Source organism: Rhizobium sp. LjRoot258, assembly GCF_964254185.1.
Classification (GTDB): Bacteria; Pseudomonadota; Alphaproteobacteria; order Rhizobiales; family Rhizobiaceae; genus Rhizobium.
In genome coordinates this window covers 507,474-521,926 of record NZ_CAXUST020000003.1, presented here as the reverse complement: position 1 = coordinate 521,926, position 14,453 = coordinate 507,474, and the positions used below count along the sequence as shown (strand labels likewise).

Genomic DNA, 14,453 nt, shown 5'->3' with positions numbered 1-14,453 from the left:
TTTCCTTCCTTCTGGAATGAAATGGTAAGGGCGCGGCGAAACCTGCCACGCCCTGTCGAGATCAGTTCTTGAAGTGGATTTCGCTGAGCGCGATCTCGCTGTTCGTTTTGAGATCGGGCTTCCAGTCAAGGCGCGGCCCGACACGGACATAACCGATCATATGATACATCGGTACGTCGGCGACGATCTCGTCGTGGACCTTGGCGAATACGCTCTGGAAGAGCTTTTCACGATCGTCGCCGGTCGCGGCCATCGCCTTCTTGAGTCTGGCGTCAAGATCCTTGTCAGCGATCGTCGAGTACTGGCCGTCGCTCAGATACATGACAGGTGCGGTGAATCCGGCATCGCCCGTATTGTTGTCATGCTGCTGCTGGAACAGTGTCGGACCGCGGCCTTCCGGGAACGGCTTGTCGAGGTAACGGACCCAGTCGGCGGCCTCAAGCTGGCGGATGGAGACATTGAGGCCGATCTCCTGCCACATCGAGCGCATCGCTTCGAGGCTTTCCGAGGAGTTGGGGAAGAATCCGTTTCGGCCGATGAGCACGATCTCCTTGTCGACGGGAGCGCCGGCCGCCTTCGCCTCTTCGACCAGCTTCTTCGCCTCGTCGGGATTGTAGGTCCAGGCCTTGATGGAGGGATTGTGGCCGCGCACGCCCGGTACGACCATCTGCGAGGCACGCAGTACGTCCTTGCCGAACAGCGCCTCGCCCATACCATCCCAGTCGATGGCCATGTTGAGTGCCTTGCGGATGCGCACGTCGTCCAGCGGCGGAATCTGCGCATCGATGCGCATGCGCGTCGTTTCGGAATTGAGGTATGCGAAATCGGTCTGCGGATTGGTGGCGTCCTGTACCGCGATCGACGGGGTAAGGTCCGCCTCGGCCGATTCGATCATCGCGGCGCGGATTGCCGACTCGTTGCGCCACACATAGGTGGCACGCGTCACGTCCGGCTTGGCGCCCCAATAACCGTCATCGCGCTTCAGCACGATCTCCTCGGTCGATGCGCTTTCAACCACATAGGGACCGGTCCCGACTGGCTTGTTGCTTTCCTTGTCGAAGGGCATGTTCGGCGAGACGATCTGCACCGTGCCAAGCAATGTCGGCATGATTGGAACCGGGCTGTCGGAGACGATCTCGACGGTCTGCGCATCGACGGCCTTGGGCGTCAGCTTGACGTCGCCGAACTTCGAGCGGCTGTCGCACGTGAGTTTCGGGTTCATGAGACGGTTGATGGACTTGACGACGGCGTCGGCGTTGAATTCGGCACCGTCCTGGAACTTGACGCCGCTCTTCAGGTGGACGCGCCACGTGAGATCGTTGACCTGTTCCCACTTATCGGCGAGCCAGGGCGCGACCGTTCCCTTTTCAGGCTCGATGGCGGTCAGCGTCTCCGTGATGTTGGAATTGATGATGCGACCGATGTCGGAGCGGATCGAACGGCAGGGATCGAGGTTTGCCGGCTGCTCCGGCAGCACGATCTTAACCTCGCCCTCAACTGCATACGCCGCACCGGAAAGCAGAACTGCGCAAAGCAGCGTTGCTGCGCCGGTGGAATAACGAATGGTCATTGTCTCTCCTCCTCAACAAAAAACCAAAATCCTTGTGCGGCAGACCGCCGATTTGCGGTCCACAACGATCCCCATCGCGCTCTACGCACTAGAGCACTAGAGCACTAGAGCACTAGAGCACTAGAGCACTAGAGCACTAGAGCACTAATGTATTAGTCGACGACTGCGGGACTGTCAACTTGGCGACGCCCGGCAACGACAACGTTTGGGCGCGGCAGCACGCGCACCTACTCGAACTCCAGGAACGGGCGGTTGAGTTCCACCCCTTCGGCTTGGGTCCAGGCTTGTTTAGGGCTAAACGACCCCGACATGTAGCTCGTAACTTTCCGCTTACCGATCTAATCGCGGCATTTCACCCTTGCCCCTTGCGGCGGCGGGCCGCCTCCGTCGGGCACCAGCATGTCAATCAGGCAATACCGGCCCTCGGTCTGCGCGCCGGAAATCAGGATGGTATAGACGTTTCCCGCTTGCGAGATGTGTGGCACCACCGGATCGTCCGGATGCGAATGGTCGGTCATGAGATTGAAGACCCCTTGTTTCAGCTCCAGATTTTAGGGCTGTGACCCTCGATCTCAAGACTCGAAAGGTGTTCACCTCATGTTGCGATAATGGAACGTGGGGTCTGCTAGATGAGATGGTGTTCGCACGCCGCGGGCCCGTCACTCAGCCCTTCGTCGGCGTCTTTTCCTCGTGCCAACGGTCAGGAAACCCTAGCAGCAGGGCGTCCTGCTTGAAGTGCCTTCTCAACTGTGAATCGGGATCATACCTATCGCGAAAAACCACACAACTTCTCGACGCACGATTCTCTGCAAAATATAAGCGAATGACATTGTTGCGTTTTTTGGCTGGCGAATCGTTCACAGACGCAAACCTACGCGCGCTTACCACAAGAACCGCGTTAAGATAGGCACCGGTGGCCGCGTCCGGCCGCGCATCGCGCATTTTGACGAAGTGAGCTGGCTGCTCCGCAACAAACCGTGCCAGCTCATCAGGATGTGGTTTGTCGCTTCAGGGATCTAATCGGCATGGCTCGATGGCAGTGTTGCTGCTACGGGTTCTGCGGGGAGAAACGGCTCCGGCACCAGCTTTTCCTTGTTCTGCGATGCTCTCGATATGGACATGCAGCGCATGGCGACCTAAACTAACACATTAATGCATTAACACGAGATCGATGAAAACAAAGGATCGTTCTTTGACCTTGGATTTGCCGACGGCCAAGCATCGCAGCGGGCTTGATCGCACGAGGCAGATTGCGCCGCAGATCGTTGAATACCTTCGTGAGCGCATTCTGGCCCTGGAACTCGCCCCCGGCACGGCCCTGTCGCGCGTCGAACTGCAAAAGCAGTTCGGTCTCAGCCAGACGCCCGTGCGCGATGCTCTGATGCGACTGGAGGAGGAAGGCCTCGTCACGGTCTATCCGCAATATGCGACGCTGGTTTCCAAGATCGATATCAATCTTGCCCGCCAGACGCATTTCATGCGGCGCGCCGTCGAGCAGGAGGCTGTCTTCGATCTCGCCGAGCGTGCAACCGCGCGCCATATCGCCGATCGCCTGCGTTCGGCCAATGCCAAGCTGAAGACGCTGGTCGCATCCAACGAATATGCGGACTTCCTAGTCCTCGACCGAGCTTTCCATTTCATCATTTATGAAGAGGCCGGGCTTGAGCATATCTGGCCGATCATCCGCCGCCACAGCGGCCATATCGATCGGCTTCGGCGGCTCAATCTTCTCAATGTCGGCACCCAACGGGTCGTCGATGCGCATGACGCAATCATCGAAGGCATCGCCGCCGGCGATCCCGTCGGCGCAGAGAACGCGATGAAGATCCATCTGTCAGGCACGCTTTCGATGATCAATGACATTGCCGAGCGCTATCCGGACTATATCGACATGGGCTGAGGCGGCTCCTGCTACCACTACCCGTCCGTAATCGTTAGACGAGTGAATTTCGCCGCCGACAGCCTCAGTCCAGCTCGTAGACTGCGATAAGGCATGGAATTGATTGCGTCGTCGGTCTCCGCCAACAGGGAGTATCTTCATCCCCTCCATCTCTCTGACGACATCTCACGACATTGAACTCTCAGGAATATGAAGATGATCTGCTTTATATGTACCGCTTGCGGCACCCAGTTTGGCGAGCGTCAAGAACCACCGCAATCCTGTCCGATCTGCGAAGATGAGCGACAGTTCGTGCCTGAGACCGGCCAGCAATGGACAGATATGAGGTCCATCGGTCGAACACATGAAGTTATCTGGAAGAAAGAAGCCGAGGGCATACACAGCCTCGAAATTTCACCGTCGTTCGCGATCGGCCAGCGCGCCTTTTTCATCAATGGACCAGCAGGCAACATTCTCTGGGATTGCCTGAGCCTTGTTGATGAGCAAAGCGTGGCACGGATTAAAGCAGCAGGCGGACTGGCGGCGATTGTTATCTCGCATCCTCATTTCTACGCCTCGATGGTCGAGTGGAGCACGGTCTTTAACGGTGTGCCGATCTACGTCCACGCCGATGACGGCGAGTGGGTGCAGAGATCCGATCCAGCGCTGCATTCATGGGAGGATGACACGATGCCGCTTGGTCAGGCGACCATCGTCCGATGCGGCGGTCATTTTGCTGGTAGCTCGGTGCTTCACTGTCCTTGGCTCGAGGGCGGGCGGGGCGCTCTTTTTGTGGGCGACACAATGCAGATCGCCCTCGACCGCAAATACGTAAGCTTCATGCGCAGCTATCCAAATCTTATCCCGCTCAACGCCAGAACGGTGGAGGGAATTGTGGAAGCAGTCCGGCCCTATCCGTTTGAGGCAATCTACGGCGCCTTCGCAGGCCGAACGATTAAAACGGATGGCATGCGTGCCGTTGTACAGTCGATGGAAAGGTACATGCGGGCAATTGAAAGCTGAGAAGCTCTTCAGACGTGCCTAAAAAGGGAAACGACGTGCCCACTGCCCGACGAGTCGAATGCAGACGTCGTGTCCTTGGCTTCTCAACCGCTCCGCGACACTTCCTCCTGCGTAATTGGGCCCTGCAAGTTTTCTAGAACCGTGGTCGGTTCGAAGGTTTGCTCCTCCGCGTTGCTGGACAAAATTAGCAGAGACGGCGCCCAGAGTCCAAAGACTGCATGCCTCCAACATCCCGATGACGCGCGCATCGCGCGAGCGTCATCGTTCCGAGCCTCACAATGCGCGGTAGTCGCCTCAAGGCGCATCTCGCTCTGGCCGGCAGGTTTAGGACCGCACGGAGAGATGGTCGAGAGCCCGTTGCACCCGGGACACAGCAGCCTCTGGTAATGGCATAATCGGACGTGGCGGATCATATCTGCCGAAGTCCAAGGCAGCCGCGATAGCGTACATGACCCGAAAGCTGCCGAACTCCTTGAAAAGGCTGAACAAGGGCTGGAATGCTCGGTCGAACCGTTCCACTTCGGCGATGTCACCAGCTTGAGCGGCTCGCGTTAGGCCAAGCGCCTCTACGGGAAGAAGACCTCCAACGACGCTATACCAGGCGTCAGCACCTGCAAGGATTGCCGATCCCGCGCCCCAGTCACCGCTATAGCCGATAGCGAAGTTCGCTGGCGTCTCGGCACGGACAGCTGCCAGCTCGGCTCCGAAATCGGCATCAGCCGGCAGCGGCATCTTCACGGCCTCGATGTTCGCCACCTTTGCTAGGCGCGCGATCAGTGGTCTGCTGAATGTGAACTTCGTCGTGCCGGGATTATTATAGATGCATAACGGAAGTTCTCCGGCATCCGCGACGGCCGCAAAATGCTCGTAGACCTCGTCTTCGAATAGTGGCGTGTACGACATCGGCGCGAGGAGCAGACCATCCGCGCCTGCCATCCTGGCGTCGCGCGCCAAGGCTTGAGCCTCGTCAGTCCGAAGGGCACCAACTCCCACGATGACCGGTATCTTTCCACCGACCGTGGACATTGCTGTATTCACCGCGCGTTGCCGTTCGGTCCGCGACAAAAACGCGTAGCCTCCTGTGCTACCCAACAGCCCGATGGCGTCTGCGCCGGCCATCTGGATTCGGATCAGCAGGCGCGCAAGTGCGGCCGTGTCGACCGAGCCGGAAGCGTCAGCGGGAGTAATGGGAAAAGCTGATAGACCGTGGAAGAGCGGCACGAGGAAAGTCCTATGTTCAGGTGCGGGATAACAAGAGTTTCAGGCCTGCAAAGCCAAAAAACAGGGTCAGTGTTCCTTCGATCCAGCGTCGGGCACGGCGATACATTCCAACCATCGGTGCCGTCGAGAAGACGAGTGCGTAACCGCAAAAGATGGTCACGCTAAGCACTGCGCAGCCTGCGAGAATCGTCACAACGGTATGGGGAGAACGTTCCGAGCCAAGACCGAGTGTCATCAGAGCAATCAAGGCAAGTATCGCCTTGGGAGTGGTGAGGTGCATCAGCAGTCCGCGCTGATAGAGGGTTGCGACGGACACAGGTTGGTTCCCTGTCTGCTGAGAAATTCGGTGGTCAGGAGTGAGCGCGGCTCTGCCAGCTTTAAGGGCAAGATAGAGGAGATAGAGACCCCCAAGTATCTTGAGCACAATCAGTGCCTGCGCGTATCGGCTCAGAACTGCCGAAACACCGGTTGCGGCCATGATCCCCCAGAAGATCGACCCGCTGACAACTCCCGCTGCGAGCACGAGCGCCGCACGCCTGCCCTGGTTCATGGCGACGCCCATGATCCGCATGCTCTCGGGCCTGGACTACCCGCGGCGATCACATAGGCTGTAAAAACGATGAGAAGCTGATGGAAGTCCGCTGACAATATGTCGACCTTTCGATTTTTTAGACGCCGCCCAGAAGGTTGAACGCGATCAGCCACATGACGAATGCGATAACCATTTCCAGTATGCGCCAGGACGCGGGTCGGGAAAAGATCGGCCGCAGTCGTGTCGCGCCGTAACCCAGCAAAAAGAAAAAAAGGAATGACCCTGTGGTTGCACCTGCCGCAAAGGACATCTGATAGCCGGCAAATCGCGTCGAGATCGTGCCAAGCAGGACGACGGTGTCGAGATAGACGTGCGGATTGAGCCAGGTGAGAGCCAGACATGTGGCCAAAGTCTTCTTGAAGCTTGAAGGACCTCCTGCTCCAACGGTCAACGTTCCCGCAGACAAGAATGCGGACCAGAGGCTCTTGGCTCCATACCAGAAGAGGAAGGCTGCTCCGCCGTACCGCATGATAGGATTGAGCCAGGGCAATAGCTCCACGATTTGCTTAAGGCTGGTCACGCCAAGCACGATCAGGACGGCGTCCGACAGCGCACAGGCGAGGCAAACGGCAAATACATACTCACCTCGAAGACCTTGGCGAAGGACAAACGCATTCTGTGCGCCGATGGCGGCGATCAGGCTGAGGCCCATCATCATGCCAGTGAAGTAGACCGAGATATCCAATTTCTGATGACCGCCTTGCACAAACTCCGAACTCGGTATGCCCAGAGAGCAATTTAGGCTACTTAAATCTGCTAAAGCGAATTAAGTGGTCCTAACTCATGCTCGACTATTCTGCTCTCCGCGTTGTCCTGGCCGTCGTCCAATCGGGAAGCTTCGAAAAAGCGGCTGCCCTTCTCAACGTCACGCCGTCAGCCGTTTCGCAGCGGGTTAAACAGCTGGAGGAGCGTCTGGGCGTTGCCCTGATCGTCCGCGGCAATCCGTGCACGGCAACCGAGAAGGGCGAATGGCTTTGTCGGCATATGGACAATGTCGGCATGCTCGAAAACGAACTGTTTGAGCATCTGCCGTCGCTGGTCGATCCTGCCGATCCCGAGCAAAGGGTGACGCTCCAGATTGCTACCAACGCCGATAGCCTCGGAACATGGTTCCTGGAGGCCATCTCTAACTTCTCGAAATCCTCCAGCTACTTGATCAGTATTTCAGTTGATGACCAAGACTATACTGCGGAATGGCTGCAGCGCGGCCGCGTCGTCGCCGCCGTGACGAGCGCGGAAAAGCCGATCTCGGGGTGCAGACGCTTTTTTCTTGGCTCTCTTCGATACCATGCAACGGCGAGCCCAGAATTCGTATCTCGCTATTTTCCCGAAGGGGTAACTCCCAAGGCTATCGCCAACGCCCCGGCGCTTACCTTCAACCAGAAGGACGGGCTTCAAAGCGATTGGTTACGCCGCACGGTGGGGCATTCAGTGAACTTCCCGAGCCATTGGCTTCCGTCGACCAATAGCTTCATCGAAGCCAGTCTCTCTGGCATGGGTTGGGGCATGAACCCAATCGAGCTGACGCGTGGGCATCTTCTCGCCGGACGTCTGGTAGAGCTGATACCGGAAACGCCCCTCGACATTCCGCTGTACTGGCAAATCAACCGCCTTGCCGCTGACCGCCTGGCTGGCCTCACCCTCGAAGTGAGCAAAGTCGCAAAGCGCCACCTGATTTAAGGCAAGACGCCCTTTCGCCAAGAGGATCGTCCGCGGCCCAACGTGCGACCGGTAGCTTCCGGCTCTAAGGACGGCCGTCGTCCCAAAGCTGATGGGGTGTGCCGGCCATTCAACGCTCATCCGACGGCAATTAGAGCCACTGAAGTTCGTATAAAGGGCGGCGCTCTCCGAGCGCGGCGCTATGGCCAAGAGGACTGATCTTTGGCCAATCGGCAATCCGGATCGTGAACCTCTACGCTGTCGCTGGCATACGCGTAAGCCTCACCCGCGCGCGCCGTTACCAAGATCACGGATATAGGCCAGAACCGCTTCGACATGTCCTTCGGCGACGAGCTCCGCGGCCGTCTTGTGGCCATAGTCCCCAATGGGGTTCGTTCCGATACCAGTAGATTGCCTTATCAAGCGCTCCCGTCAGTTCAGCCGCGGCCGAGATCACCTTGATCATTTCGCGCATGCGCCCCTGCACCTTTCGGAAGAAGGATTGCGCAGAGTGTTGCGATGGACGCCTGTCCGTTCCGCCAAGCCGGTAACGGGCACACCCAGAGCTTTGGACAGGCGGTTAGGGGAAATATAGGGTGTGCGCGGTTCCTGTAGGCTATCGACAAAGCCAGACACCACCGTTGTATGCGCCATAAGAGCCTGTGCCATTTCACACTCCCAACAACTTTTCTATGCACATTTTTTCGCACATCAAGGATTTCATGTTAGTTCTCACGACATCATCTGTCGAAGTAACTCCAACTAAGAAATGTCGTATTAGAGCTGATGAGGCAATCGTCCTGAATGGGACCTTGGCCACTCGAAAGCGCATACGAAGCGAGAAATTTACGGGGCTTTAATTACTTCTCTGAGGGATCGTTTGTAGTGGCGAGCGCTGGGTGAAAGTCATTCTGGAAACTCGTGGATCACGCGCGGATGGCCTTGGTGGCCCCCGGCAGCAACGACGGCGTACTTCATCGTCATCAACATTCTTCCTGCGACCTCCTCATCGGTGCATGCACCGAACGAACCCTGTGGGAAATCACCAAGCATCGAAGCCCAAGTGTTATCGCCTCTGATGCTGCCGCGCACAATTGACTGCGGCCTTGTGCCTCGCGACCATTCCTGGTCGTCCATCGTTAGTGCCGGCTGTAAAGGCTCGGGCGGACGTCCTCGTCGGCGCGATCGGGGAAAAGGGATCTCCGCGTTCGCTCTAGTGCCTCCGCCTCCTGGCGATGCCGTTGAAGAAGGGCTGCAGTCACGTCCTGATACGGTCCGCTATCGGACTGGGCGATGCGGACAATTCCACCGCGAGAAAGGAAATCGCAGAATGACTTAACCGAGCGAAGTCGTGTTGTGATCTCGATATAGCGATTGTCGTCAGCGTTCATCAGCCCCGGGCCTCCTCTCCAACGAAGATCGGTTCCGACTTCGGCAATATCATGACCACCACGGCAATCCAAATAGGATGCAAAGCAACCGCAATCGATTTGCGCTCGATGGACTTCCCGGTCAGGACGCGGCCGAATAGCGCTATGGATCGGCACTGACCTTTGGCTTGCCGACGGCCATTTTTGGTCGACGAAGTGACACTCAACTGGAGCCTGGGACGCCTTCGGGGCAACGTATCTGACATCGCGGCGCGTGGCCGACAGGCCCGGCGACGCGATCGCCAATGCATCCTTTTGAAATCTCAAGCGTTGTAGAGGTATGCAGTACCGGAAAGCCACGCCTGAGGACGACGATGTCCTTGTTCGACATTATCTCGCGATTTGGGAGAGCTATGGGACGCCTGCCGACGATTTTCGAGCGGATGCCGAAGCCGTCATAGGCCAGTTCCTCGAGGAAGGGCGTCGGGATCGTGCGCTGGCGAGCTTCATCGCGCTTGACGGCGAAATCGCTGCGGGATCGGCCTCATGTCAGCTTCACCAGATGCCCTATCCCGCGGCGTTGAAATCGGAGCACTTGCTCCAGGGATACGTCTGGAGCCTCTTCGTCGACCCAGCCTATCGGCGGCAGGGCGTTTCGAAGAAACTGATGTCCATGATATTGGACCATTTGCGGGGCGTAGGCTGCACTGGGATAGTGCTCCACTCTTCCGAGGCGGGCGAGGCGCTCTATCGTTCTCTCGGTTTCGAGATCGCTCGCGAGATGCGGCTGAAATTCTAAGTGCAGTTCCGAGTGCTTGCCGGGAACTGGTGCGAGCTTGAGTTCTGAAGCTGACAGCCCACGAGACCCATTCAGTTCGCAGACTGAAGTTTCAAATATCTCAGCCCTTGAACGTTGCGTTGCGGACTCAACCCGCTAGATCCCATGACGATCACGCAGGGTCCATCGCTTTTAAATCTGCTAGCTTGAGCCCGAACATTGGCCAAGGTAAATATTCATGGAACAGGTACGAGGTCACCCCGAAATTTTACCGGGGTTCAGATGGTATGACATTCCTCTCCAGGACTGCTCGATCCGAACAGCGATCGGAGGAATTGGGCCGCCGCTACTCCTTTTACACGGTCACCCACAGACGCATCTGACATGGCATAAGGTGGCACCCGTCCTTGCCGAAAAATTCAATGTCATCGCACCTGATCTGCGCGGCTACGGCGACAGTTCAAAACCCGAAGGCGGGCCTGATCACATCAATTATTCCAAGCGGGCGATGGCGTTAGACCAGATACAACTCATGAAGGCGCTGGGGTTTGGACAATTCTCAATTGTTGGCCACGACCGCGGCGCGCGTGTCGCCCATCGAATGGCGCTTGATCACCCCCACGCGGTCGATAGACTTGTCCTTCTTGACATCGCTCCGACGGCGACCATGTACGCGCGAACCGACATGGAATTTGCGCGCCGGTATTTCTGGTGGTTCTTTCTCATTCAGCCATACCCCCTGCCCGAGCGCCTTATCGCGGGTGATCCGGACTTCTTTTTCGATCAGCATATCGAAAGACAGATTAAGAACTCGGGCGCGGTCGATCCGCTTGTCCTTCGGGAGTATCGACGCTGTTTTGCCAATCCAGCCACACGTCATGCAATCTGCGAGGACTATCGCGCGGCGGCGAGCATCGATCTCATTCATGATGCGATTGACAAAGACAAGCGCATCCAAGTGCCACTCTTGATATTGTGGGGCGCAAAGGGAACCGTCGGTGCGCTTTACGATGTGCTGGAGACCTGGGCCGACAAAGCCATCGACCTGCGCGGCCATGCCATTGATTGCGGGCATAGTCCGCAAGAGGAAGCGCCGGACGAACTCCTGAATGCTTTGAAAAGTTTCTTGTGACATTCAATGGCCAACGCCGCAGCCGAAGAGCGCGACGTTGGCGGCTCAGCAGATGCAGGTGTTCGGCTCGAATGCTTTCAGCACTTTTGCTGCGGATGGTTCGTCTACACTGTTTGCACCGGGCCGCAGCGCTCCCGGCTCGGTACCCTTGATCTGTTCATTCGTGGCCGCTCATGTTGGTCATGCTTAAGCGGAAATTTACCAACCTCGCATGAACACCCCGTCGGATGACCCTCACTATCGCCCTGAATTCTAGGTTTCAGTGATACGCCGATCTTCATCGGTCCCGGCCGCAAGTTGTTTCCAGTCCAAATCCTCCTGCAGTTCGAGATATTGGCCAGGGCCGACCCGGTCGGAATCGCGCAGCTCTTCTAGGCGTTGGCGTTGCGCCAGCACCGCGGCCAGTGACAGGCCGCGGCGGTGATCGAGCGGCAAAGTCTCGATCTGATCACTGCCTTCACAAAGCTGCCGATAAGCCAGCCGTATGGCTTCGGCCTCCGCACCCTCCTCCTTATCCAGTCGCTTGAGCGCGGCCTCGGCCAGCGATCTTCGCGCCGCTTCAAGCTCCTGACGCGCCTCGGCCCGTCTCTCAAGTTTGAAGAAACCGATCATGGGCGCCAGTGTGGCACCCTGGATGACCAATGTCGCCAGCACGACCGCAAAAGCCGTCAAGACAACGAGATCTCGTTCGGGAAAGTTCGCAGGTAGCGCGAACGCCGTGGCAAGCGTGACGAGGCCGCGCATGCCGGCCCATCCTACAAGCAAGGTTTCGCCCGGTGCGAAGGGTGCAAGATCATGGCCGCGCCGATGGCGATAAGCCACAATAGTGTGGAACAGAAACGCCATCGCCACGCGTGTTGCGATGACGCCGGCAACGACGATCGCGGCAAATCCAATCGCCCGCTCCAACTCGGCGGCGGACATCGCTTCGACGATGCGACGAGCCTGCAATCCCATCAGCAGGAACGCCACCACGTTCAGCAAGAAGACGACCGTCGTCCAGACCGCGAACGAATGCACCCGCATGCGTGGGGAATCCTCGACCGAGGCAAGCGTGGCGATCGTCATCGCGCTCGCCACCGTCGCCAGAACGGCCGATAGATGCAGACGCTCCGCGATCAGCCATGTCGCAAACGCGTAGACGAACTGAAACAGTGTGCCGCCAACGGTGTTTTCGGTGACCGGCCGCAGCCGCGAGACGAGAAACCCGAAGGCGATGCCGAACAGAATCCCGCCGGGCGCAGCAGACACCAGTTGCAGCACGGTCCCTGCATCGACACCTCCGCGTGCCTGTACGGTCAGCGCGGCACTGAAGAGCAGCAGTGCGGTTGCGTCGTTAAACAGGCTTTCGCCCTTAAGCAGGGCATCCACGCGACGGGAGACCGGCAAATTCGACAGGACCGCCGTGGCCGCGGCAGCATCGGGCGGGGCAACGATTGCGCCCAACGTAATCGCCACAGCGATGGGTAGCCCGACGGTCATCGCGCTGATCGAGACGACCACACCGGTCGTGGCCAGTACAGCCAACACGGCGTAGAAGAACAGTGGCAGCAGCATGCGTCGCGCCGCACCTACCGGGAAATCGTAGGCCGAGTCGATCAGGACGGGCGCGATGAATAACGCAAGTGCGGTCGGCGGATCGATCGGGATGCTGGGCGCACCAGGCAACATCGCCACGGCAACGCCTGCGGCGGCAAGGATGCCGGGATAAGGCAGCCGCATGCGTCGCGTTATCTGCAAAAGCAAGATGGCGACTGCAAGCAACGCAACGAGGGTCTCAAAGAAAGTCATCATCTCATAGTAGCAGCCTTTCGCCAGCGTTGAAGCAGTAACGGTTCCCCTATAAAACCTATGCGGCGATAGCGATGGAGCTCTCACTTCGGAGCGGCGACTGTGGATTACGAGGTTGCGATTGTCGGCGCTGGCGCCGCTGGGATTGCTGCGGCACGCGCACTGGCGGCGGCCGGCCGTTCGGTGATTATGCTGGAAGCCAGCGGCCGCGTCGGAGGCCGCGCCTGGACGATCGAACTGGGTGGAATCCCGCTGGATATGGGTTGTGGCTGGCTGCATTCGGCCGAGCGCAATCCGCTCATTGCCCTCGGTCGTGCAGCTGGGTTCACGATCGTGCACGGACCCACAGCATGGCAAAAGCAATGGCATGACCTCGGCTTCACGCCGGAAGATCAGGCGGCCGCAGCGACTGCATGGAATGCACTTGAAAGTCGCATGCGAAGCGATCCCCCTATAAGCGACCGTGCAGCTGACGCGCTCGAGTCAAACGGCAAATGGAATACCTATTGCCAGTCGCTGAGCGGATACATGAACGGCGCCCCCCTCGAGCGCCTCTCGATCGCCGACTTCCTGGCTTATGACGATGCCGCGACCGACAGCAATTGGCGGGTGCGCGAAGGCTATGGCAGTCTGATCGCGGCGAGCGTTCCGGACGTGACGCTGCGGCTGTCGTCTCCTGTGCGCCGCATCGCCCTGACTGATCGAGGCGTCCGGCTGGATACCGACCGCGGCCCGATTGCCGCTCGCACGGCTGTGATCACCGTATCGACCGCTGTGCTAGCAAGCGGAGCGATAGCGTTCGACGCGGATGCCGACGATCACCTGCATGCCGCAAGCAACTTACCACTTGGCCTGGCTGACAAGCTATTCTTCGAACTGCATGGCAACCACGGGCTTGAGCCCGAAACGCACCTCCTTGGAAATCCCCGCAGTAGCGATACCGGCAGTTATTATATTCGACCGCTCGGCCGACCCGTGATTGAGGCGTTCTTCGGAGGAACTGGCGCTGTCGCCATCGCGCGTACCGGGCTTTTGGATGCGTTCGCCTTTGCCATGGATGAATTGTCATCCCTTTTGGGCAGCAACATTTGCCGCCATCTGCGACCGCTGACGGCCTCATCCTGGTGCCACACTGACTGGATACGAGGTTCCTACAGCCATGCGCTGCCAGGATACGCCGGCGCCCGAAAGATCCTGGCCCGACCCGTCGACGATAGATTGTTCTTCGCGGGAGAGGCAACGCACCCTTCGGATTTCTCAACCGCACATGGCGCCTGGCAAAGCGGAATACGGGCCGCCGAACAGGTGGTAGAGCCGCTAACTTGAAATCCGATTTGCCCGGCAGCCGTTCGTGGCTCGCCAAGCAGCGTTGCAGGCACCGGCCCCGTAAAGGCTTGCGGCAGATTCTCCGCCGGTCTTTCCAAACGCTTGGAGTGCT

Annotated in this window: 11 protein-coding genes and 2 pseudogenes; 6 read left to right on the top strand and 7 right to left on the bottom strand. The window is 58.4% G+C overall.

Annotation, left to right across the window (positions count from 1 at the left end):
- Nucleotides 1-61 precede the first annotated feature (61 nt).
- Together ACSQ9D_RS30990 and ACSQ9D_RS30985 are read right to left on the bottom strand one after the other, a co-directional pair.
- Entirely contained in the window at nucleotides 62-1,570 is a 1,509-nt protein-coding gene (locus ACSQ9D_RS30990) for an ABC transporter substrate-binding protein (protein WP_436285611.1), read from the bottom strand.
- 338 nt (nucleotides 1,571-1,908) lie between these two features.
- Nucleotides 1,909-2,088 carry a hypothetical protein gene (locus tag ACSQ9D_RS30985; protein WP_436285610.1) on the bottom strand — a complete coding sequence of 60 codons (180 nt, stop codon included), beginning with the start codon at nucleotides 2,086-2,088 and terminating at the stop codon, nucleotides 1,909-1,911.
- A gap of 674 nt (nucleotides 2,089-2,762) precedes the next feature.
- Here ACSQ9D_RS30985 and ACSQ9D_RS30980 point away from each other — a divergent pair.
- Both ACSQ9D_RS30980 and ACSQ9D_RS30975 read left to right on the top strand, forming a co-directional pair.
- On the top strand, nucleotides 2,763-3,470 hold the full coding sequence (locus ACSQ9D_RS30980; protein WP_436285609.1) for a GntR family transcriptional regulator: 708 nt from the start codon (nucleotides 2,763-2,765) through the stop codon (nucleotides 3,468-3,470).
- 195 nt (nucleotides 3,471-3,665) lie between these two features.
- Nucleotides 3,666-4,472, top strand: a complete 807-nt coding sequence (locus ACSQ9D_RS30975; RefSeq protein ID WP_436285608.1) for an MBL fold metallo-hydrolase — start codon at nucleotides 3,666-3,668, stop codon at nucleotides 4,470-4,472.
- A gap of 324 nt (nucleotides 4,473-4,796) precedes the next feature.
- Here the strand turns inward: ACSQ9D_RS30975 and ACSQ9D_RS30970 are convergent, their stop codons facing one another.
- The 3 genes and pseudogenes from ACSQ9D_RS30970 to ACSQ9D_RS30960 all read right to left on the bottom strand — a co-directional run bounded on the left by ACSQ9D_RS30970 (nucleotide 4,797) and on the right by ACSQ9D_RS30960 (nucleotide 6,943).
- A complete protein-coding gene (locus ACSQ9D_RS30970) occupies nucleotides 4,797-5,693 on the bottom strand; it encodes a dihydrodipicolinate synthase family protein (protein WP_436285607.1) in 897 nt (298 codons plus the stop codon).
- Between the two features lie 16 nt (nucleotides 5,694-5,709).
- Nucleotides 5,710-6,341, bottom strand: a pseudogene (locus tag ACSQ9D_RS30965) (LysE family translocator).
- Between the two features lie 20 nt (nucleotides 6,342-6,361).
- Nucleotides 6,362-6,943 (bottom strand): LysE/ArgO family amino acid transporter, encoded by a 582-nt coding sequence (locus ACSQ9D_RS30960; protein ID WP_436285959.1) that lies wholly within the window; start codon nucleotides 6,941-6,943, stop codon nucleotides 6,362-6,364.
- Nucleotides 6,944-7,068: 125 nt separating this feature from the next.
- Here ACSQ9D_RS30960 and ACSQ9D_RS30955 point away from each other — a divergent pair, with 125 nt between their 5' ends.
- A complete protein-coding gene (locus ACSQ9D_RS30955; protein ID WP_436285606.1) occupies nucleotides 7,069-7,965 on the top strand; it encodes a LysR family transcriptional regulator ArgP in 897 nt (298 codons plus the stop codon).
- Between the two features lie 261 nt (nucleotides 7,966-8,226).
- Here the strand turns inward: ACSQ9D_RS30955 and ACSQ9D_RS30950 are convergent.
- Nucleotides 8,227-8,613, bottom strand: a pseudogene (locus ACSQ9D_RS30950) (hypothetical protein).
- Between the two features lie 1,041 nt (nucleotides 8,614-9,654).
- Here ACSQ9D_RS30950 and ACSQ9D_RS30945 point away from each other — a divergent pair.
- A complete protein-coding gene (locus ACSQ9D_RS30945; RefSeq protein WP_436285605.1) occupies nucleotides 9,655-10,113 on the top strand; it encodes a GNAT family N-acetyltransferase in 459 nt (152 codons plus the stop codon).
- A gap of 217 nt (nucleotides 10,114-10,330) precedes the next feature.
- A complete protein-coding gene (locus ACSQ9D_RS30940) occupies nucleotides 10,331-11,224 on the top strand; it encodes an alpha/beta fold hydrolase (RefSeq protein ID WP_436285604.1) in 894 nt (297 codons plus the stop codon).
- Nucleotides 11,225-11,476: 252 nt separating this feature from the next.
- Here the strand turns inward: ACSQ9D_RS30940 and ACSQ9D_RS30935 are convergent, their stop codons facing one another.
- Nucleotides 11,477-13,015 carry a cation:proton antiporter gene (locus ACSQ9D_RS30935; RefSeq protein ID WP_436285958.1) on the bottom strand — a complete coding sequence of 513 codons (1,539 nt, stop codon included), beginning with the start codon at nucleotides 13,013-13,015 and terminating at the stop codon, nucleotides 11,477-11,479.
- A 102-nt stretch (nucleotides 13,016-13,117) separates the two neighbouring features.
- On the opposite strand from ACSQ9D_RS30935, the gene ACSQ9D_RS30930 reads away from it, so the two are divergent.
- Nucleotides 13,118-14,341 carry a flavin monoamine oxidase family protein gene (locus tag ACSQ9D_RS30930; RefSeq protein WP_436285603.1) on the top strand — a complete coding sequence of 408 codons (1,224 nt, stop codon included), beginning with the start codon at nucleotides 13,118-13,120 and terminating at the stop codon, nucleotides 14,339-14,341.
- Nucleotides 14,342-14,453: the final 112 nt, after the last annotated feature.